At 65.3% G+C, this 17,797-nt stretch carries 17 protein-coding genes, 1 tRNA gene and 1 pseudogene; 12 read left to right on the top strand and 7 right to left on the bottom strand.

Annotation, left to right across the window (positions count from 1 at the left end; all coding sequences use genetic code 11):
• Positions 1 to 360 precede the first annotated feature (360 nt).
• Together GJ631_RS15280 and GJ631_RS15275 are read left to right on the top strand one after the other, a co-directional pair.
• Positions 361 to 1,668, top strand: coding sequence for a hypothetical protein (locus GJ631_RS15280; RefSeq protein ID WP_197425113.1), 1,308 nt, complete (start codon positions 361 to 363; stop codon positions 1,666 to 1,668).
• Positions 1,665 to 3,032 (top strand): DUF4393 domain-containing protein, encoded by a 1,368-nt coding sequence (locus GJ631_RS15275; RefSeq protein ID WP_156709980.1) that lies wholly within the window; start codon positions 1,665 to 1,667, stop codon positions 3,030 to 3,032. The genes GJ631_RS15280 and GJ631_RS15275 overlap by 4 nt, the downstream gene beginning before the upstream one ends.
• Here GJ631_RS15275 and GJ631_RS15270 read toward each other — a convergent pair.
• Positions 3,029 to 3,316, bottom strand: coding sequence for a DUF2795 domain-containing protein (locus GJ631_RS15270; RefSeq protein ID WP_156709979.1), 288 nt, complete (start codon positions 3,314 to 3,316; stop codon positions 3,029 to 3,031). The genes GJ631_RS15275 and GJ631_RS15270 overlap by 4 nt on opposite strands.
• A gap of 126 nt (positions 3,317 to 3,442) precedes the next feature.
• Here GJ631_RS15270 and GJ631_RS15265 point away from each other — a divergent pair.
• The 4 genes and pseudogenes from GJ631_RS15265 (at position 3,443) to GJ631_RS15255 (ending at position 5,929) form a co-directional block, all read left to right on the top strand.
• A pseudogene (locus GJ631_RS15265) lies at positions 3,443 to 4,212 on the top strand (PHP domain-containing protein).
• Between the two features lie 41 nt (positions 4,213 to 4,253).
• Positions 4,254 to 4,415 (top strand): DUF6757 family protein, encoded by a 162-nt coding sequence (locus GJ631_RS18740; RefSeq protein WP_178915806.1) that lies wholly within the window; start codon positions 4,254 to 4,256, stop codon positions 4,413 to 4,415.
• 97 nt (positions 4,416 to 4,512) lie between these two features.
• Positions 4,513 to 5,253, top strand: coding sequence for a beta-ketoacyl-ACP reductase (locus GJ631_RS15260; protein ID WP_156709978.1), 741 nt, complete (start codon positions 4,513 to 4,515; stop codon positions 5,251 to 5,253).
• A gap of 211 nt (positions 5,254 to 5,464) precedes the next feature.
• On the top strand, positions 5,465 to 5,929 hold the full coding sequence (locus GJ631_RS15255) for a TIGR00725 family protein (RefSeq protein WP_156709977.1): 465 nt from the start codon (positions 5,465 to 5,467) through the stop codon (positions 5,927 to 5,929).
• Here GJ631_RS15255 and GJ631_RS15250 read toward each other — a convergent pair.
• The 6 genes from GJ631_RS15250 to lipA all read right to left on the bottom strand — a co-directional run bounded on the left by GJ631_RS15250 (position 5,890) and on the right by lipA (position 11,855).
• Positions 5,890 to 6,126, bottom strand: coding sequence for a hypothetical protein (locus GJ631_RS15250; protein ID WP_156709976.1), 237 nt, complete (start codon positions 6,124 to 6,126; stop codon positions 5,890 to 5,892). The two genes, GJ631_RS15255 and GJ631_RS15250, sit on opposite strands and share 40 nt — an antisense overlap.
• A 76-nt stretch (positions 6,127 to 6,202) precedes the next feature.
• A complete protein-coding gene (locus GJ631_RS15245; protein WP_156709975.1) occupies positions 6,203 to 6,946 on the bottom strand; it encodes a DNA polymerase sliding clamp in 744 nt (247 codons plus the stop codon).
• Positions 6,947 to 7,005: 59 nt separating this feature from the next.
• Positions 7,006 to 8,568, bottom strand: a complete 1,563-nt coding sequence (locus tag GJ631_RS15240; RefSeq protein WP_156709974.1) for a 2-oxo acid dehydrogenase subunit E2 — start codon at positions 8,566 to 8,568, stop codon at positions 7,006 to 7,008.
• 1 nt (position 8,569) lies between these two features.
• On the bottom strand, positions 8,570 to 9,556 hold the full coding sequence (locus tag GJ631_RS15235; RefSeq protein WP_156709973.1) for an alpha-ketoacid dehydrogenase subunit beta: 987 nt from the start codon (positions 9,554 to 9,556) through the stop codon (positions 8,570 to 8,572).
• Positions 9,553 to 10,662 carry a pyruvate dehydrogenase (acetyl-transferring) E1 component subunit alpha gene (gene pdhA, locus GJ631_RS15230; RefSeq protein ID WP_156709972.1) on the bottom strand — a complete coding sequence of 370 codons (1,110 nt, stop codon included), beginning with the start codon at positions 10,660 to 10,662 and terminating at the stop codon, positions 9,553 to 9,555. Before pdhA ends, GJ631_RS15235 begins: the two co-directional genes overlap by 4 nt.
• Before the next feature lie 191 nt (positions 10,663 to 10,853).
• On the bottom strand, positions 10,854 to 11,855 hold the full coding sequence (gene lipA, locus GJ631_RS15225) for a lipoyl synthase (RefSeq protein WP_370518696.1): 1,002 nt from the start codon (positions 11,853 to 11,855) through the stop codon (positions 10,854 to 10,856).
• A gap of 44 nt (positions 11,856 to 11,899) precedes the next feature.
• On the opposite strand from lipA, the gene GJ631_RS15220 reads away from it, so the two are divergent.
• The 6 genes from GJ631_RS15220 to thsB form a co-directional block, all read left to right on the top strand.
• Positions 11,900 to 13,345, top strand: coding sequence for an MATE family efflux transporter (locus tag GJ631_RS15220; RefSeq protein ID WP_156709970.1), 1,446 nt, complete (start codon positions 11,900 to 11,902; stop codon positions 13,343 to 13,345).
• A 48-nt stretch (positions 13,346 to 13,393) separates the two neighbouring features.
• On the top strand, positions 13,394 to 15,760 hold the full coding sequence (locus GJ631_RS15215) for a DEAD/DEAH box helicase (protein WP_370518695.1): 2,367 nt from the start codon (positions 13,394 to 13,396) through the stop codon (positions 15,758 to 15,760).
• A gap of 61 nt (positions 15,761 to 15,821) precedes the next feature.
• Positions 15,822 to 16,205, top strand: a complete 384-nt coding sequence (locus tag GJ631_RS15210) for a Rid family detoxifying hydrolase (protein ID WP_156709969.1) — start codon at positions 15,822 to 15,824, stop codon at positions 16,203 to 16,205.
• Positions 16,202 to 16,426, top strand: a complete 225-nt coding sequence (locus tag GJ631_RS15205) for a hypothetical protein (RefSeq protein ID WP_370518694.1) — start codon at positions 16,202 to 16,204, stop codon at positions 16,424 to 16,426. The genes GJ631_RS15210 and GJ631_RS15205 overlap by 4 nt, the downstream gene beginning before the upstream one ends.
• Positions 16,427 to 16,482: 56 nt before the next feature.
• A tRNA-Ser gene (locus tag GJ631_RS15200) sits at positions 16,483 to 16,563 on the top strand.
• Between the two features lie 285 nt (positions 16,564 to 16,848).
• A partial coding sequence (gene thsB / locus GJ631_RS15195; RefSeq protein ID WP_370518693.1) for a thermosome subunit beta occupies positions 16,849 to 17,797 on the top strand: 949 nt, incomplete at its 3' end.

The raw sequence follows: 17,797 nt of genomic DNA, 5'->3' as shown, positions 1-17,797 counted from the left end.
GAGACCGGCCATCGAGGGGAACGACGGCCCGGTCGGAGACCGGGTTCGCCGCCGGCGAACCGTCCGTTCGTTGCACCACCCGTTTTCCTATTGGCGAACGAATAACTTAAAGGTTGGCACTAGAATACATCTGTTACCATTGGATGGCATCAAGAACCCAAAAACCACGAACGCGGGTCGCCAGTTGGCGGCGACCCGAGACGTGTAAATTAAAGTCCCATTACCAAAATACAGAAACGTGACAGGAAGCGAGCCGTCCCGGAACGCCGTCACTCGCCCGAACGCGTCGATTCGACGCTCCGCGGTGCGGTGCCGGGAGGTGGACGGTCTCGCCGTCAGTTTCACCACGGAGACTCAAGCGTGATATCCCTCGTCGATTTCCTCCCGGGACTTCCGTACGGCCTCCAGTGGCGACTGGTACTCATCCCCTTCATCACCGGGATTATCGGCTACGGGACCAACTGGGTCGCCATCCGAATGCTGTTTCACCCCGTCGAGTTCGCCGGATTCCGGCTCCCGGGGCTGAAGAGCGTCGCCCCGAGTCTACCGCGGAAAATCCAGCAGATACCCGGCGTGATGGAGGGTCGCGTCGGCTGGCAGGGCATCATCCCCTCCCGATCCGCCCGGATGGGTACCATCGCCGCCGAGAAGGGTATCGCCCGAATCGCGACCGAGCGGGAGTTCTACGAGGAGTTCGACCCCGAGGAAATCGCCACCCACATCGTCACCAACTCCGAGGACGAAATCCGCCGACTCACCGACGAGACGCTCCGCGAGGAGCATCCGGGGCTGTGGAACGACACCCCTCAGCCGGTTCGAGAACTGATACACGCCCGCGTTCAGGCGCAACTGCCCCGTATCGCCGACGAGATTACCGAACGAATCGGCGAGAACATCGACGAACTGCTCGACATCAACCTCATGATAACGAACCACCTCGACGAGAATCCCGAGTTGCTCAATCGGCTGTTCCTCGAAGTCGGCGACCGCGAACTGAAGTTCATCGTCAACTCCGGGTTCCTCCTCGGCACGTTCCTCGGCGTGTTCACCATCCCGCTTTTCCTCTACATCGACCGCTGGTGGGTGCTTCCGATGGCGGGCGTCGCCGTCGGTTACATGACCAACTGGATTGCCCTGAAAATCATCTTCCTCCCCATCGAAGAGCGACGTCTCGGCCCGTTCCGACTGCAAGGGCTGTTCATCAAACGCCAACCGGAAGCCGCAGAGAAGTACGCCGAAATCGTCGCCGACGAAATCGTCACGATTTCCAACGTCGCCGAAAACCTCATGTACGGAAGCCAATCGGACCGCACACGAAAGATGATTCGAGACGCCATCCGACCGGAAGTCGACCGCGCCGTCGGTCTCGCCGGCCCGCTCGTCCGCATGACGACGGGCAGCGACGAGTACGAGCGCGTCCGGGAGCGGTTCGCCGAAGAGAGCGTCGACCGGACGATATCGCCGCTGTCGGACCCCGAGTTCAACGCCGAGCGCAGCGAGTCGATTCGACGGCTGATATGCGACCGCATCCGGAGTCTCACGCCGGCGAACTTCGTCCAACTGCTCCGGCCCGCATTCATCGAAGACGAGTGGATGCTCATCGTCCTCGGTGCGGTGCTCGGGTTCGTCGCTGGCTGGCTCCAACTGCTGGTGGTGACCGCCGTATGAGCGGCGACTCCCCCGCCGACGACGAGGATACGCCTGAAGACGCCGAGAAGGCGCTCGATGCCCCCGACGACATCGAGGTCGACGTCGACACCGTCGAGGAGGGCGACATGGCTCCCCGCGAGGTCGAGCGCGTCTTCTCGCTCTTAGAGGAGGCCACTGCCGAGGACGCCCTCGAGGGCCGGCAACTCCGGCGACTCCTCTCGGTGCTTGAAAACGCCGTCGCCAGCCCCTCGGAGACGAATCCCGAGACGTTCGCGGAGTTGGTATCGATTCTCGAAGAGACCATCGTCGCCCCCGACGACCTCGACGACGTGGACGTCGACGGGCTCTTGTCCGTCTTGGAGGAAGCCGTCGCCGGCACGACGACGGCCGACTCCGAGAGCCTCGAAGAACTGTTCGACGTGGTCGGCGAGTCCCTCGCCGACCCGACGGCCATCGAACCCGAGGACGTCGAGCGGTTTCGAGCCGGTCTCGAGGACGCCATCGTCGACCTCACCGACCCGTCCTCGGGCAGCATCGGCGGGCTGTTCCCCATTCCCGGCATGGCTGGGGCTCCACCCGAGGATATCGCCGAGACCGACGACACTTACGACATGTTCCGCATCGCGCGCATCGGCGCCGCGATGACACAGCGGGCGACGGGCTATTCGGTCGAATCCGGCATCCGAACCGGCACGCGGATGGCGTACGCCGCGGCCAACGCCGAATCACCGGCGCGACTTCTCACCGAGAGCCGCGCCATCGCCTTGGACGAACTCCAGCGGGCGGGCGTCGACATCGGCGACGAACAGGCCGACTGGCTCGAAGCCCACGAGGACGACCTCGTCGACAGCCGGCCGATAACGGCGGAGACGCTCCGAGAGCGCGGCGAGCGACTCCTCTCGAAGTCAGCGGAAGTCGGCCGTGACGAGACGATTCACCCCGCCTTCCCCTCGGTTCTCGAACAACTGGCCGCCGACGAGGCGCGCATCCTGCGGCTGCTCGCAGAGGAGGGGACACAGGCGACGATGAACGTCCGCGACAAGAATATCATCCCGTTCAAATCGACGCTCGTCGCGGAGAACCTAACGATGATAGGCAGCGACGCGGGCTGTCGGTACCCCGACCGGACGCCGGTGTACCTCAAGAACCTCGAACGGCTCGGACTCATCGACTTCTCGGATGAACCCATAGAGGACCTCAAACAGTATCAGGTGCTCGAGGCCCAATCGCACATCGAAGCTGCCCGCGAGGCTGCGGACCGACCGAAAGCGGTGTACGGGAGCGTCAGGCTGTCGCCGTTCGGTGTCGACTTCTGTGAGACGTGCCTGCCGGTCTCGGTGAACGTCGAACGGCGGGAACGCACCTTCCGCGAGGAGAGTTAGAAGGAGACCTGTTCGGGGCCGTTCTCGCCGATGGAGGGCGCATCGCGGTCGGAGTAGTTCTCCCGGCCGATGGCGTTCTTCGACACCGCCGAGTAGGCCGCCAGTCGGGCGTCGTCGGCGTCCTCGAAAGTGGTGTCGCCGAGACGACCCAGTGCCTCGCCGAACGTCTCCTCGCCGTTGGGAACCTCCAGTTCGAGTTCGCCGTACTCCTCGATGAGTTCCGTCGCGGTCGCGGGATACGTGTGGGCATCGATTCGGTCGTCGACGTTCGCGAGCAGTTCCATGTCTACTCCTCTTTCCCTAACCTTCATGAATGTTGGCTATAATCCCCTTCCCCGGATATAAGGTCATCTAGCGAACCCGGGCGGCGGAAGCGAGGGGGCTTTGACGGTCGCACACCGTCTTCGAGTATGGTCGTCGCGGACCTTCACGTACACACGACGAACTCCGACGGGACGCTGACGCTGTCGACGCTGCCCGACGCCGCAAAGCGGGCGAGCGTCGACGTCGTCGCCGTCACCGACCACGACCGGACCCATCCCGAACTATCGACGCCCGTCGCACATCTCGACGGCATCACGGTCGTCCACGGCATCGAGTTGCGGGTCGAAACCGACACCGAACGAATCGATTTGCTCGGCTACGGCGTCGAACGCACGGACGAACTCGACGCGCTCGTCGAGTCGCTCCAGACAGACCGCATCGAACGGGGGCGACGGATAATCGAGTCCGTCGAGAAGCGCCTCGATGTCGAGTTACCAATCGAACCGCGGGAGGGACTCGGCCGTCCCCACATCGCCCGCGCCGTCGCCGAGGTCACCGACTACGAGTACGGCGAGGTGTTCGAGGAACTCATCGGCGACGACGGCCCCTGTTACGTCGCCCGCGACATCCCCTCCTTCGAGACGGGGCGGTCGGTCCTCGCCGACGCCTGCGGCATCGTCGGCCTTGCACACCCCTACCGATACGACGACCCCGAGACCGCACTCGAACGCTGTTCGGAACTCGATGCGGTCGAGCGTTCTACCCCTACGGCCGCGAGGTCGATACCCGCCCGCTGGACCGGGCCATCGAGACCTACGACCTCCTCGCCACCGGCGGGAGCGACGCCCACGAGGAGACGCTCGGAAAAGCGGGACTGGACCGCGAGGACTACCGGCGCTTCCGTACGGCGCTGTGACGAGCGCTGGGTTCAAACCGCTCGGTCACGTACCCCCGGGTATGCAGTGTCACTACTGTGATGAGGAGGCCGCCGTCGCCGTCGAGAAAGACCACATCAAGGTCGGCCTCTGTGAACGGCACCTCCGCGAGCGGATGGAGGAACTCTCCGACTCCGAGGCGCTCGAGGACATCGAGGGGCAGATAGAGGACGCTCTGGAGTAACCCCCTCCCCATCCCTCGCTCATCTCACATTTCCGCCTCGCCGGCCACCGCCCGAACGGTCGGCAACTCTTTTAGCGCGCCGCGCGTTCGTTAGCCCATGCTCGACGACCAGACCTGTCTCGTAACCGGTTCCTCCCGAGGTATCGGCCGCGCGGTCGCCGAAGAACTCGGACGAAACGGTGCCGATGTCGTTGTGAACTACCGCTCCTCGGTGACCGAGGCCGAGGATGTCGTCGACACCATCGAAGCGGAAGGTGGTACCGCCATCGCCGTCCAGGGGAACGTCGCCGACTACGACGAGGTCGAAGCGATGTGTTCGGAGATTCACGACGCCTTCGGCTCGGTCGATGTCCTGGTGAACAACGCCGGCATCACCGTCGACAAGAAGTTCGAAAACATGACCCGTGACGACTGGCAGCGGGTCCTCGACGTGAATCTCGGCGGCGTGTTCAACTGCACCCACTGTCTGTTCGACGATATCAAGTCGGCCGACGACGGGCGACTCATCAACATCTCGTCGGTCGTCGGTCAGCAGGGCAACTACGGGCAGGCGAACTACGCGACGACGAAGTCGGGGCTGTTCGGCTTCACCCGGACGTTGGCCTTGGAGTTGGCTTCTTCGGGGTCGACGGCGAACTGCGTCGCTCCCGGATTCGTGAAGACCGACATGCTGGAGACCGTTCCCGAACGGGTCCAAGAGAAGATTCTCCAGCGAATCCCACTCGACCGGTTCGCCACGCCCGGCGACGTGGCGGGTATCGTCCGCTTCGTCGCCAGCGAGGACGCCGGCTACATGACCGGCCAAATCCTCGCCGTCAACGGCGGCATGGAGTGGTAACAACACCCACTTTTTACGCGAGGGGGTTTCCTCGCTCGCTGCGCTCGCTGCGGGAACCCCCCGCGCAAAAACTTGGGGAAAAATGACCCGGTGACTCGGCCTTCGGCCTCGCCACCGGTGAACCGCGCTCGCTTTGCTCGCGCGGATGCTCTGCGCTCGCCAACCGCCGGCCGTCGAAACTCTTCTGTCGCTCCCCGCCCCGTCTCCGGTGATGCGCGTCTCCGTCATCGGTGGCTCTAGTATCGACACCGAAACATACGAGCAAGCGCGGGAGGTCGGCCGCCTGCTCGGTGAGCGCGGCCACACCGTCGTCTGTGGCGGCCTCGGTGGCGTGATGGAAGCCGCCTGTCGCGGCGCGCGGGAACACGACGCCGACACTATCGGTATCCTCCCTGGCGAGGACCGCGAGACGGCCAACGAGTGGGTGACGACCCCCATCGCGACGGGGTGGGGCCACGCTCGGAATCCCCTCGTGGTCATGAACGGCGAGGCGGTCATCGCCATCGACGGCGCCGCGGGGACGCTCTCGGAGTTGGGCCACGCGCTCGTCTTCGACCGCCCGATAGCGGGATTGGATACTCACGAAATCGACCTCGTTGGGTTCGAAGCCGTCGAGAGTCCCGAGGCAGCCGTCGATTATGTCGAGTCCGAATCGCCGGCCCGCTTCCAGAAGTAGAGTGCGGCGAGGGCGTTCGGCACCGCCAGCCACCGGACCCGCCGGACGGTTTCCTCGCTCGACTCGAAGTCGGCTTGCAGCCCTTCGTTGTACCACCACTCGACGCCAGCCAACATCGCCCGCGGGGCGACGACGTGTGCGACGGCGCCGAGAAGCGACCCTACTGCGAGGAGACGGTGTTTCGTGTGGTCGTCCATACCCCATGTAGGGGTCGAGCCGTATCGAGTCTCGGCCTCGCGGCGGTCGTTACCGGAATCTGCGAAAACAGCGGCGTTACTCGCTTTGGATGCGCGGCGCGAGCATGAAGGTGACGTGGCCGTCGCCCTCGGCGAAGTCGAAGTGCATCTTGACGGGGAACTCCTCGCCGAGTTCCATCGTCACCTCGGCGTCCTTCGGGATGGCCTTGTTCATGTCCTTCAGATAATCAAGCGAGAACAGCGAGCGGGCCTCCCCGGCCGTGAGGTCGATGAGGTCCTCCCGGCCCAATTCGAGATGCACGTCGTCGGTGTCGCCCTCGGCTTCGACGAAGAACTCCTCGGCGTCGGCGTCGACGCCCAACGCGATGTGGTCGCTCACCATGTCGGCGGCTTTGACCGCACGGGCGATGTCCTTGCCCTCGATGACGATTTCGGCGGCCAAATCGAGGTCCGGCAGGTCCGGCTCCTGTCGGATGGAGTCGGGGTCGATGAGCGCCAGCGTGTACTCCAGGCCGTCCAACTGGATGTGGAGTTTGCGGGTCTCCTCGTCCAACTCGAGGTGGACGAGCTGGCCGGAGTCGGCCATCCCGACGATGTCTTCCAGTCGGTCGAGGTTGACGCCGATGACGCCGCCGTCGGTCTCGTAGGACTCGAATGCGGTCTCGGAGAGTTCGAGGTCGACCATCCCGACGTTCGCCGGGTCCACCGCACGAATCGTGAGGCCCTCCTCGTCGAGGCGGATTTTGCACTCGTCGACAAGCACGCTCACGGAATCGAGCGCATCCCCGAGCGTGTCCGCGCTCACGATAGCCTTGAACATATACGCCCACGTTCTTCCCGACCCCTAAAAAACACTCTGCTCGCGCGCGAGCGCGGAACTCACTCCAACAGCAGCAGTTCGGGCGTCTCGAGGTACTCCTTGACGGTGTTGACGAACTGGGCAGCCTCCGCGCCGTCGATGACGCGGTGGTCGATGGACAAAGACAGCGTCATCACCTTCCGGGGGACGACCTCCCCGTCGATGACGCGCGGCTTGTCCTTGATGGCGCCCAACCCGAGGATGGCCGACTCGGGGTAGTTGATGATGGGCGTGGCGTACTCCCCACCGATGGCCCCGAAGTTCGTAATCGAGAACGTCCCGCCCTGCATCTCCTCGCGGGCGATAGAGCGGTCCCGCGCCTTCCCGACGAGGTCGTTCATCTCTTCGGCGATATCGAGCATTCCCTTCCGGTCGACGTTCTTGACGACCGGCACCATCAGGCCTGCTTCGGTCGCGGTGGCGACGCCGATGTTGTAGTCGCCGCGGACGACGATTTCCTCGTTGTCCTCGTCCAGTTGGGCGTTCAACATCGGGTGCTGTTTGAGCCCGGCGACGACGGCCTTCATCACGAACGGCATGTATGACAGTTTCGTGCCGCGCTGTTCGGCTTCCTCTTTGAGGTTACCGCGGGTTTCCACCAGCCGCGTCACGTCCACCTCGTCGTGGTGGGTGACGTGCGGCGCCGTGAACTTCGAGCGCTCCATCTGCTTGCCGATGGTCCGCCGGATTCCCTTGTAGGGGATGCGCTCGTCCTCGCCGGAGGGTGCGGCGACCGTTTGCCCGTCGCCTGCGGCACCCGCCGACACCGCCTCGGCGTCGGCCTGTTGGGCGGCCTGCTGTGCCTCGGCGTAGGCTTCGACGGCCTCGGGCGTGACGAACGCCTCGCCGTCGCGTGTCTCCTCGGTCGGGACGCTGTCGAGGTCGACGCCCTTCTCCTCTGCGAGTTTGCGGGTCGCCGGCGCGGCCAGCGTCCGGTCGCGGTCGGCCGCCTCGGCGCTCGTCGACGCCGGTTCGGTGGCTTCCGCCCCGTCATCGTCGCTCACTCGCCGGGTCGCCGACTGCACGCCGTCCGTCGACGTTGCTTCCGACGTTTCCGTTTCGGGTTCGGCCTCGGCTTCCGTCCCGCCTTCGGCGGCCGCACGAACGTCGGATTCGGTGACGCGGCCGCCCGGACCGCTGCCGGCGACCGACGCGATGTCGACATCGAGCTCCCGGGCCAACCGACGTGCGGAGGGGGCGGCGAAGACGCGGCCGCCCTTCGCGCTCGGTTCGGCCGCCGTCTCGGCTGGGGCCTCGCTTCCGTCCTCGTCGACGGGGGTGACAGCCGGTTCGGGTTCGTCCGCTGCTCCGGCGTCCGTCTCCGCCGGTTCCTCGACAGGTTCACCTTCGACATCGAAGGTAATGATGACCTCCCCGACTGGCACCATCTCTCCTTCCTCGGCCAGTATCTCGCGGACGGTGCCGTTGACCGGGGCGGGCACCTCGACGACGGCTTTGTCCGTCTCGACTTCCGCGACCGGTTGGTCCTCTCGTACCGTATCCCCGACCTCGACGAGCCAACTGACGATTTCCGCTTCGGTCAGTCCCTCGCCGACGTCGGGCAGTTTGAACTCGCGTACCATATCAGAACTCGTAGGTCTCTCGGATGGCGTCCTCGATGCGTGTGTCCTCGGGCATGTAGTAGTCCTCCAATGCGTACAGGGGGTAGGGAACGTCGAAGCCGGTGACGCGGTTGACCGGCGCCTCCTGATACAGCAGGGCCTCCTCCTGAATCGTCGCCGTGATTTCGCCCGCGAGACCGCCGGTCTTCGGCGCCTCGTGGACGACGACCGCGCGGCCGGTCTTCTCGAACGATTCGAGGATGGCGTCGGTGTCCATCGGCTTCAGCGTCCGCAGGTCGATGACCTCCACGTCGATGCCGTCCTCGGCGACGGATTCGGCGGCCTGAATCGACGGCCGAGTCATCGCACCCCACGTGAACAGCGAGATGTCGGAGCCTTCGCGTCGGACCGCGGCCTCGCCCAACTCGACGGTGTAGTCGTCGTCCGGCACCTCCTCGCGGAACGCCCGGTAGATGAGTTTGGGTTCGAGGAAGATGACCGGGTCGGGGTCACGAATCGACGCCGCGAGCAGTCCCTTCGTGTCGTACGGCGTCGAGGGGATGACCACCTTCAGGCCGGCCTCGTGGGCGTAGAAGGCCTCCTTCGATTCGGAGTGGTGTTCCGGCGCCCGAATCCCGCCACCGTAGGGCGCACGAACCACCAACGGGCAGGTAAATCGCCCCCGCGAGCGGGTTCGCATGCGGGCGGCGTGAGAGATAATCTGGTCGAACGCCGGGTACATGAACCCGGAGAACTGGATTTCCGGGACCGGCTTGAGGCCGTAGGCGGCCATGCCGATAGCGGTGCCGACGATGCCGGATTCGGCAAGCGGCGTGTCGATGACTCGGTCCTCGCCGAACTCGTCGTAGAGGCCTTCTGTCGCCCGGAAGACGCCGCCGTTCTTGCCCACGTCCTCGCCCATCACGAGGACGTCGTCGTCGCGTTGCATCTCGCTTTTCAGGCCGTCTCGGACGGCCTGTACCAGTGTCAGGTTCTGTGTCGAACTCATTCGAGTAGTTCCTCGTCGCCGTGTCGTTCGCGCAACCGCTGGAGGTGTGCGCGCTGTTCCTCGAGCCGTTCGGTTCGTTCCTCGAAGACGTAATCGAACATGTCGGTCGCCTCGGGCCGCTCGAAGCTCTCGGCTTCAGTGATGGCTTCGGCGACCTCGTCTTCGACCGACTGGGTGACCGCGTCGACGCCCTCGTCGTCGAGGACGCCGGTGTTCCGCAGGTACGACTCCAAGCGCGGAATCGGGTCCTTGGCCTTCCACTTCTCGACTTCCTCCTCGTCGCGATACACGGAGGGGTCGTCGGCGGTCGTGTGGGCGCCGAAGCGGTACTGCACCGCCTCGATGAGCGTCGGCCGCAGTCCGTCGGGGTCGGCGGCTTTTGCCTTCTCGATGGCCTCGCGGGTCACCTGATACACAGCAAGCGGGTCCATCCCGTCGACCTGGACGCCCTCGAAGCCGTAGGCGTCCGCCTTCTGGGCCAGCGTCTCGCTTGCTGTCTGTCGCTCCCGCGGCACCGAAATCGCCCACTGGTTGTTGTTACAGAAGAAGACGGCGGGTGCGTCGAAGACGCCGGCGAAGTTCAGCCCCTCGTGGAAGTCACCTTCGGAGGTCGCGCCGTCGCCGAAATAACAGAGGAAGGCGTTTCGGTCGTCGCCGTCTTTCAGGTTCGACGCCCACGCCGCGCCCGTCGCGTGGAGAATCTGTGTGGCGATGGGCACCGCCACGGGGAAGATGTTCAGTCCTTCGAGGGCGTTGCCGCGCTCGTCGCCCATCCAGTAGCGGAGCGTCTGGGCGAGGTCGACGCCCCGGACGTAGGCGGCGCCGTGTTCGCGGTAACTGGGGAACATCCAATCGTCGTCGTCCATCGCGGCGGCGCTGCCGACCTGTGCGGCCTCCTGGCCGGACAGGGGTGGGTACGTCCCCATCCGTCCTTGCCGTTGGAGACTGACCGCCCGCTGGTCGAAGTGTCGTGCCAACCGCATCTGTCGATACATCTCGACGAGCTCCTCGTCGGAGAGGTCCGGTACCTCCGCGCCGTCGACGACCCGGCCGTCCTCGTCGAGCACTCGAACCCGGTCGTCGGGGTCGCGTTGTAGCGTACTCATAACTCCCTCCGTCGCATAGGCGAACTGTCAATGGCCGACGGCATAGTGTTTACGTAAATTTTGCCACGTTCTTTACATCCGGGAATATCCGGACGAACGAACAATGGATGGTGGGATAATCGGAAATATATGTTAAATTAGAGTGTGACGGCGCGTCCGGTGGACGCCCACCGAGTTCGGCGCCGTTCGGGTCAGTCGGCGGCCTCGGTGGCGCTCCGGCGCGCCTCCTCGACGCTTTTGCCCTCCCGGAGCAGCGCCTTGACGAAGAACTCGCCGGCCTTGAACGACGACCGGACCATCGGTCCCGACGCACAGTAGAGGAAGCCGAACTCCTCCTCGGCGACCGCCTTCCAGACGTCGAACTTGTCGGGGTGGACGTAGTCGAACACCTCCAGATGCGACCGCGAGGGCTGGAGGTACTGCCCGAAGGTGACGATGTCCACGTCCCGTTCCCGCAAATCCGAGAGCGTCCGATACACCTCGTGGTCGTACTCGCCGACGCCGAGCATGAGGCTCGTTTTCGTGTAGATGTCGGATTCCGCGGCCACCTGCTGGAGCACCGAAAGCGACTGCTCGTAATCGGCCCGGCGGTCCCGGACGGGCCACTGGAGCCGCTCGACCGTCTCGACGTTGTGGGCGATGACGTCGGGTTCGGCATCGATGATTCGACGGACGTCCTCGGGGTCGCCCTGAAAGTCCGGAATCAGCGTTTCGACGAGAATCGATGGGTCGCGTCGCTTTATCTCCCGAATCGTCTCGGCGAAGTGGGCGGCGCCGCCGTCGTCTAAGTCGTCGCGGTCGACCGAGGTGAGAACGACGTAGTCGAGGCCGATTTCGGCGACCGCCTCGGCGACGTTTTTCGGTTCCTCGGGGTCGAGCGGTTCCATTCCACCCGTCTCCACGTCACAGAAGTTACACCCTCGCGAACAGCGGTCGCCCATCAGCATGAACGTCGCCGTTCCGGGGCCGTTGCGGCCGCTCCAGCAGTCCCCGAGGTTCGGACAGTTGGCCTCCTCACAGACGGTGTGGAGGTCCCGCTCGCGGAGCGTCGCCTTGATTTCGGCGAACCGCTGGCCGCTCGGCGGACGCGTCTTCAGCCACTCCGGCTTCCGGCGCCGACTGCTCATACCCCTAGGTTCGGCGCCCGTGGCAAAAACGTGAGGTTGTTCGCCGTCCGTCGACCGACCGTAAATTTCGTCCGCAAACGATATGTATAGAGGGGTCGATACCCCGTTCGATGGGGGGACTGGACGTTTCTAGCGAGGACATCACCGGTGGTCCTATCGCGCCGACGTTGGTCGCGTTGGCGCTACCGCTTCTGGCACAGAACCTCGTTCACGTCCTCAACCAGTTGGTGGATACGTTCTGGCTCGGGCGGGTCGGCGAGAACGCGGTCGCCGCCGTCGGCCTGAACTTCCCGCTCATCGCGACCATGTTCGGCGTCACCGCGACGGCCGCCGTCGGGACACAGATTCTGGTCGCCCAACGCGTCGGGTCGGCCGACGAGACGGGCGCCCGCCGTCTCGTGTTCAACGGCGGCGTCCTGTCGTTCGTCCTCGGTGGCGCGTTGCTCGCCGTCGTCTTCGTCTTCGGGGCGTCGCTCGTCCGTCTGCTCGGTGCCGGCCCGGTCGTCGCGCCGCTGTCGGTCGCGTACCTCCTCGTGTTCACCGCGTTCTTCCCGTTGGCGGCCACCAGCGACGCCATTGAGCGTGGCTTCGTCGGGTGGGGCGACACCCGCGCGACGCTGTACATCAACCTCGTGATGGTCGGGACGAACGTCGTCCTCGACCCGCTTTTGATTCTCGGCTACGGATGGATTCCCGCGCTGGGCGTCGAGGGCGCAGCGCTCGCGACTGGCATCGGCTATACGGTCGGCCTCCTCGCCGCGCTCGCGCTTGTGGCCGGCCGCCGCGACAGTCTCTCGCTGTCCGTGGCTGACGCCCGCTTTTCGGTGGCCGATATCCGGGAACTGGCGGACATCGGAGCGCCCGTTTCGGGCCAACGGCTCGCCGGGCAGTCGGCTCGCGTCGCAATCGTTGGCGTCGTCGTGACGGTCGGCGGCGCCGCAGGACTGGCCGCCTACACGGTCGGTGCCCGCGTGGCGACGGTGGCGTTCGTTCCCGCCTCGGGATTCGGCGGCGCGACTCAGTCGATGGTCGGCCAGAACGTCGGCGACGACCGACCCGACCGGGCCCACGGCACGGTCCGAATCGGGGTCGCTATCGCCGCCGGAACGCTCGGCACCGTCGGGCTCGTTCAATGGCTGTTCCCCGGCTTTCTCGCGACGCTCTTCGTGCCGACGCTCAGTCCCGCCGGCTTCGACCGCACCGTCGACTACCTCGCCATCCTCGCGTACGGCTACCCCGCGATGGGCGCCTCGGCGGTGCTGTTGGCGGCGTTCAACGGGGCCTCCCGAACCCGGACGAGTTTCGTCGTCGACCTCCTGAAGTACTGGGGCGTCCGCATCCCGGCGGCCGTCGCCGCGTTGCCCGCCGCCTCGGTCGTCGTCGGTGGCTTCGCGGTTGGCGGACTCGATTGGGGCATCTACGCCGTCTTCTGGGCAGTGACGGTCTCGAACGTCCTCGCGGCGGTCGGCCTCGGTGGGTACTACCTCTGGAGACGGGAACCGATGTTCACGAACGCCGCCTCGGAGGCGGCCGACGGGACGGCCGGGAGCGACTAACGCTCTCGAAGAGATGCGTTTTTACTTGGGGCGCTCTCCCATTCGGTAGTGTCTACCTCCGCCGGCGTCGCGGATATCGTCCCCGAGTTCGCCGAGGCGTTCCCCTTCGAGTCGTTCAATCGAATGCAGCGGGAGGCGCTGCCCGCGGTCCTCGATTCGGGGGAGAACGTCGTCGTGAGCGCGCCGACTGCGAGCGGCAAGACCGCCCTCGCCGAGTTGGCCATCTGTCGGACGCTCCGCAACGACGGCACCGCCCTGTTTCTCGCGCCGTTGCGTGCCCTGACCAACGAGAAGGAAGACGAGTGGGAGCGCTTCGAGTCGCTGGGGTATTCGGTGTACGTCGTCACCGGCGAGCGGGATTTGAACCCGCGCCGCGCCGAGCGCGCCGACATCCTCGTGATGACGCCGGAGAAGGCCGATTCGGCGACGCGGAAACACGACTCGCCGCGGTACTCCTTCATCACCGACGTCGACTGTGTCGTCATCGACGAGGTGCATCTACTGGATTCGGACCGCCGTGGAGCGGTGTTGGAAGTGACCATCTCGCGATTGCGTCGGCTCTGTGGGCCGCGTATCGTCGCGCTGTCGGCGACCATGCAGAACGTCGAGGACGTGGCCGACTGGCTGGATGCGCCCGCCGACTGTACCTTCCAGTTCGGCGACGACTACCGACCGGTGCCGCTGTCGGCGAGCGTCGAGACGTACGCCCACGGCGACAACGCCTTCGCCGACAAGTACCGCCGACTGTATCGGGCGCTGGACCTCGCCCAACCTCACATCGAGGACGGCGGGCAGGCGCTCGTCTTCGTCGCCTCCAGACAGGACACGGTTCGGGCCGCCGAGAAGGCCCGTGACGTAATCGCCGAACGTGACGTGGATATCGGCGCTCGCGGCGACTACGATTTCCACACCGACGCCGAGGAACTGAACAACGACACGCTTCGGCAGTCGGTCATCGACGGCGTCGGCTTCCACCACGCCGGCCTCTCGAAGGAGGATAAAGACCGCGTCGAGGCGTGGTTCAAAGAGGGGAAGATTCAACTGCTGTTTTCGACCTCGACGCTGGCGTGGGGGGTGAACCTCCCGGCGCGGTGTGTCGTCATTCGCGACACCAAACTCCACGACCCCTTGGAGGGGGAAGTCGACATGAGTCCGCTCGACATCCTCCAGATGCTCGGGCGGGCGGGGCGGCCGGGCTACGACGACGCCGGCTACGCCTACGTCGTCTGCGACGGGAGCGACGCCGAGAAGTACCGCCAACTGCTCCTCGATGGCAAACCAATCGAATCGCGGCTGGCGGGGGAACTCGACTCGCACCTCAACGCCGAAATCGCACTGGGCGTCGTCGACGACATCGAGGACGTGATGGAGTGGCTGGAGACGACGTTCTACTACACCCGTGCGAAGAGCGCCCCGGAACAGTACGACGCGGGCGAGTCGCTTCGGGACCGCGTCTCGGCCACGTTGGAGCGGCTGGTCTCGGGGGGGTTCGTCGACCAGTCGGGACTCGACATCGAACCGACCGCCCTCGGCAAACTCACCTCGCAGTTCTACCTGCGACTCGACACCGCCGAAGGGTTCTACCGGCTCTGTGAGCGTGCCGCTGCGGACGATACGCCCGCTATCGACGAGTCGGCCGTCCTTCGGACGGTCGCCGACGCCGGGGAGTTCGACAGCGTCTCCGCCCGCCGCGACGAGCGAGAGGCGTTCAAGGCCGTTCTCAACGGGGAGGGCGACGACCTCGATGCTGGCAACCGGAAGGTGCTCGCCATCCTTCGGTCTGCGATGTCGGGGACGACCCCCGGCGAACTCAAAAGCGACGCGTGGGTCATCAGACAGAACGCGACGCGGATGCTCGCGGCGCTTCGGGCCTTCTGTGAGCGGTTCGCCGCGCCACGGGACGCCAACCTCGTTCGCCGCATCGAGGCCCGCCTCGAACACGGCATCAGTGCCGAGGCGGTCGGCCTCACCGCCATCGAGGGTGTCGGCAAGGGTCGGGCCCAGAAGCTCGCCAGCGAGGGACTGGAGACGCCCGCCGACGTTCGTCAAGCGGGCGTCAGCGGTCTGGTCGACGCCGGCCTCTCGGAGGGACTCGCAGAGCGGGTCCTCGAACAGGCCGAGTCGCTCCCCGACCTCTCCTTCGAGTGGAGCGGCGTCCCCGACTCGATACCCGCCGGCGAGAACACGATGGCCGAACTGACGGTGAGAAACGACGGCGACGGCGCGCCCGCCGGCGTTCGGGTGACGGTCAACGGCGTCGAGATGTCGGAGACGACGCGGTATCTGGGCGAGACGACCGTTCCCGTCGGTGTTTTCGGCGGCGACGCCGAGGAACTGACCTACGAGGTCGAAGTCGCGTTTTCGGGGCTGCCGCTCGTTCCCGTGACCGACAGCCGAACGGTTCGGGTGGAGTAAGCCACTGTCCGGGTGACCTTCGGGCAACCGATTTTATGTCCGACGCCGACGCAGGTCGGGTATGGGAAAAGAGACGATTCACACCGACGACGCACCGCCCGCGGCGGGAGCGTACAGCCAGGCGACGACCGACGGCGACCTCGTGTTCACCGCCGGACAGATTGCGCTGACGCCCGAGGGCGAGTCCCTCGAGGACGAACCGGTCGCGGTCCAGACCGAACGGGCGCTGGACAACCTTCAGGCGGTACTGGAGGAGGCCGGGTCGAGTCTCGACAACGTGCTCAAGACGACGGTGTTCCTCGCCGATATCGAGGATTTCGAGGAGATGAACGAGACGTACGCGAGTTACTTCGACGACGAGCCGCCGGCGCGGTCGGCGGTGCAAGCCGGTGCGTTGCCGCTGGGGATGGCCGTCGAAATCGAGGCGGTGGCGACCCGAGAGTGACGCCCGAAAAGCGGTCGGCGCTCTTGTGGGGTGCCGTCGGCGCGCTGGCGTTTCTCGTCGCCCACCAGGGGTATCTCCTCGCCAACGGGGCGTTCGTCGGCGTCGGTCCGCTGGCGGCGGTCACGCTCGTCGTCTTCGGGGCAGCTACGTTGACCGCCTACTACGCGGAGGGTCGATTCGGCACGGCGGTCCGGGCCCGCTCGGAGGGCGATGGCGAGTGACACGGCCCCACCGAACGCGAAGGCTTTAAACGGACCACTCCGGTAGATTGGGGTGAGCCGGGATGGCCGAGTGGTAAGGCGCACGCCTGGAAAGCGTGTTCCCTCAGGGATCCAGGGTTCAAATCCCTGTCCCGGCGCTTTTGCGACGACCCGACGTGAAGAGCAAAGCGGCTCCGCTGATTCGTCTCGGCGTGACCCCACCGTTTCGGGTCGAACCGAGTCCCACCATCCATCTGTAATAAACCCCGCCAGTAGCGACACGAATCGATTCCTCGCAGTGTCGGAATGTAGGCCGAGTCAACCGTTCACACAGCGCCGCAGTACGACGGTTCTCGCCGTTTGCCGTCGAGTACTGTCTCCAATCGACATCGGTCCGCATCAGATACATTTATATAGAACCGTGGACAATCATTCGGACGACTATGAGCCAACAGCAGCGAATGGGAGGTCAGCCGATGATAATTCTCGGCGAGGATTCCCAGCGGATGAAGGACCGCGACGCCCAGAGCCACAACATCTCGGCGGCGCGTGCGGTCGCAGAGGCCGTACGGTCGACGCTCGGCCCGAAGGGGATGGACAAGATGCTCGTCTCCTCGATGGGTGACGTCACCGTCACGAACGACGGCGTCACCATTCTCGAAGAGATGGACATCGACAACCCCACGGCTTCGATGATCGTCGAGGTCGCCGAAACACAGGAAGACGAGGCGGGCGACGGCACCACGACCGCCGTCTCCATCGCCGGCGAACTCCTGAAGAACGCCGAGGACCTGCTCGAGCAGGACATCCACCCGACGGCCATCATCAAGGGCTTCCACCTCGCCAGCGAGCAGGCCCGCGCCGAAATCGACAACGTGGCCCGTCAGGTCGACCCCGAGGACACCGAACTCATCAAGAAAGTCGCCGAGACCTCGATGACCGGCAAAGGTGCGGAACTCAACAAGGACGTCCTCGCCCAACTCGTCGTCGACGCCGTTCAGGCCGTCACCGTCGAGGCAGACGACGGCGAGACCATCGTCGACCTCGAGTACGTCAACATCGAGACCCAGACCGGTCGCTCGGCCGGCGAGAGCGAACTGCTCGAAGGCGCGGTCATCGACAAGGACCCCGCCCACGCCGACATGCCGACGCAGTTCGACGACGCCGACGTGCTCCTCATCAACGAACCCATCGAGGTCGAGGAGACCGACGCCGACGCGTCCGTCCAACTCGACAGTCCCGACCAACTCCAGCAGTTCCTCGACCAGGAGGAGGAACAGCTCCGAGAGAAGGTCGAGAAAATCGCGGACTCCGGCGCCGACGTCGTCTTCTGTCAGAAGGGCATCGACGACATGGCCCAGCACTACCTCGCACAGGAGGGCATCATCGCCG

This window comes from Natronomonas sp. CBA1123, from assembly GCF_009741925.1.
In the GTDB taxonomy this organism is placed as follows: domain Archaea; phylum Halobacteriota; class Halobacteria; order Halobacteriales; family Haloarculaceae; genus Natronomonas.
This window is presented reverse-complemented; position numbering and strand designations above follow the sequence as displayed.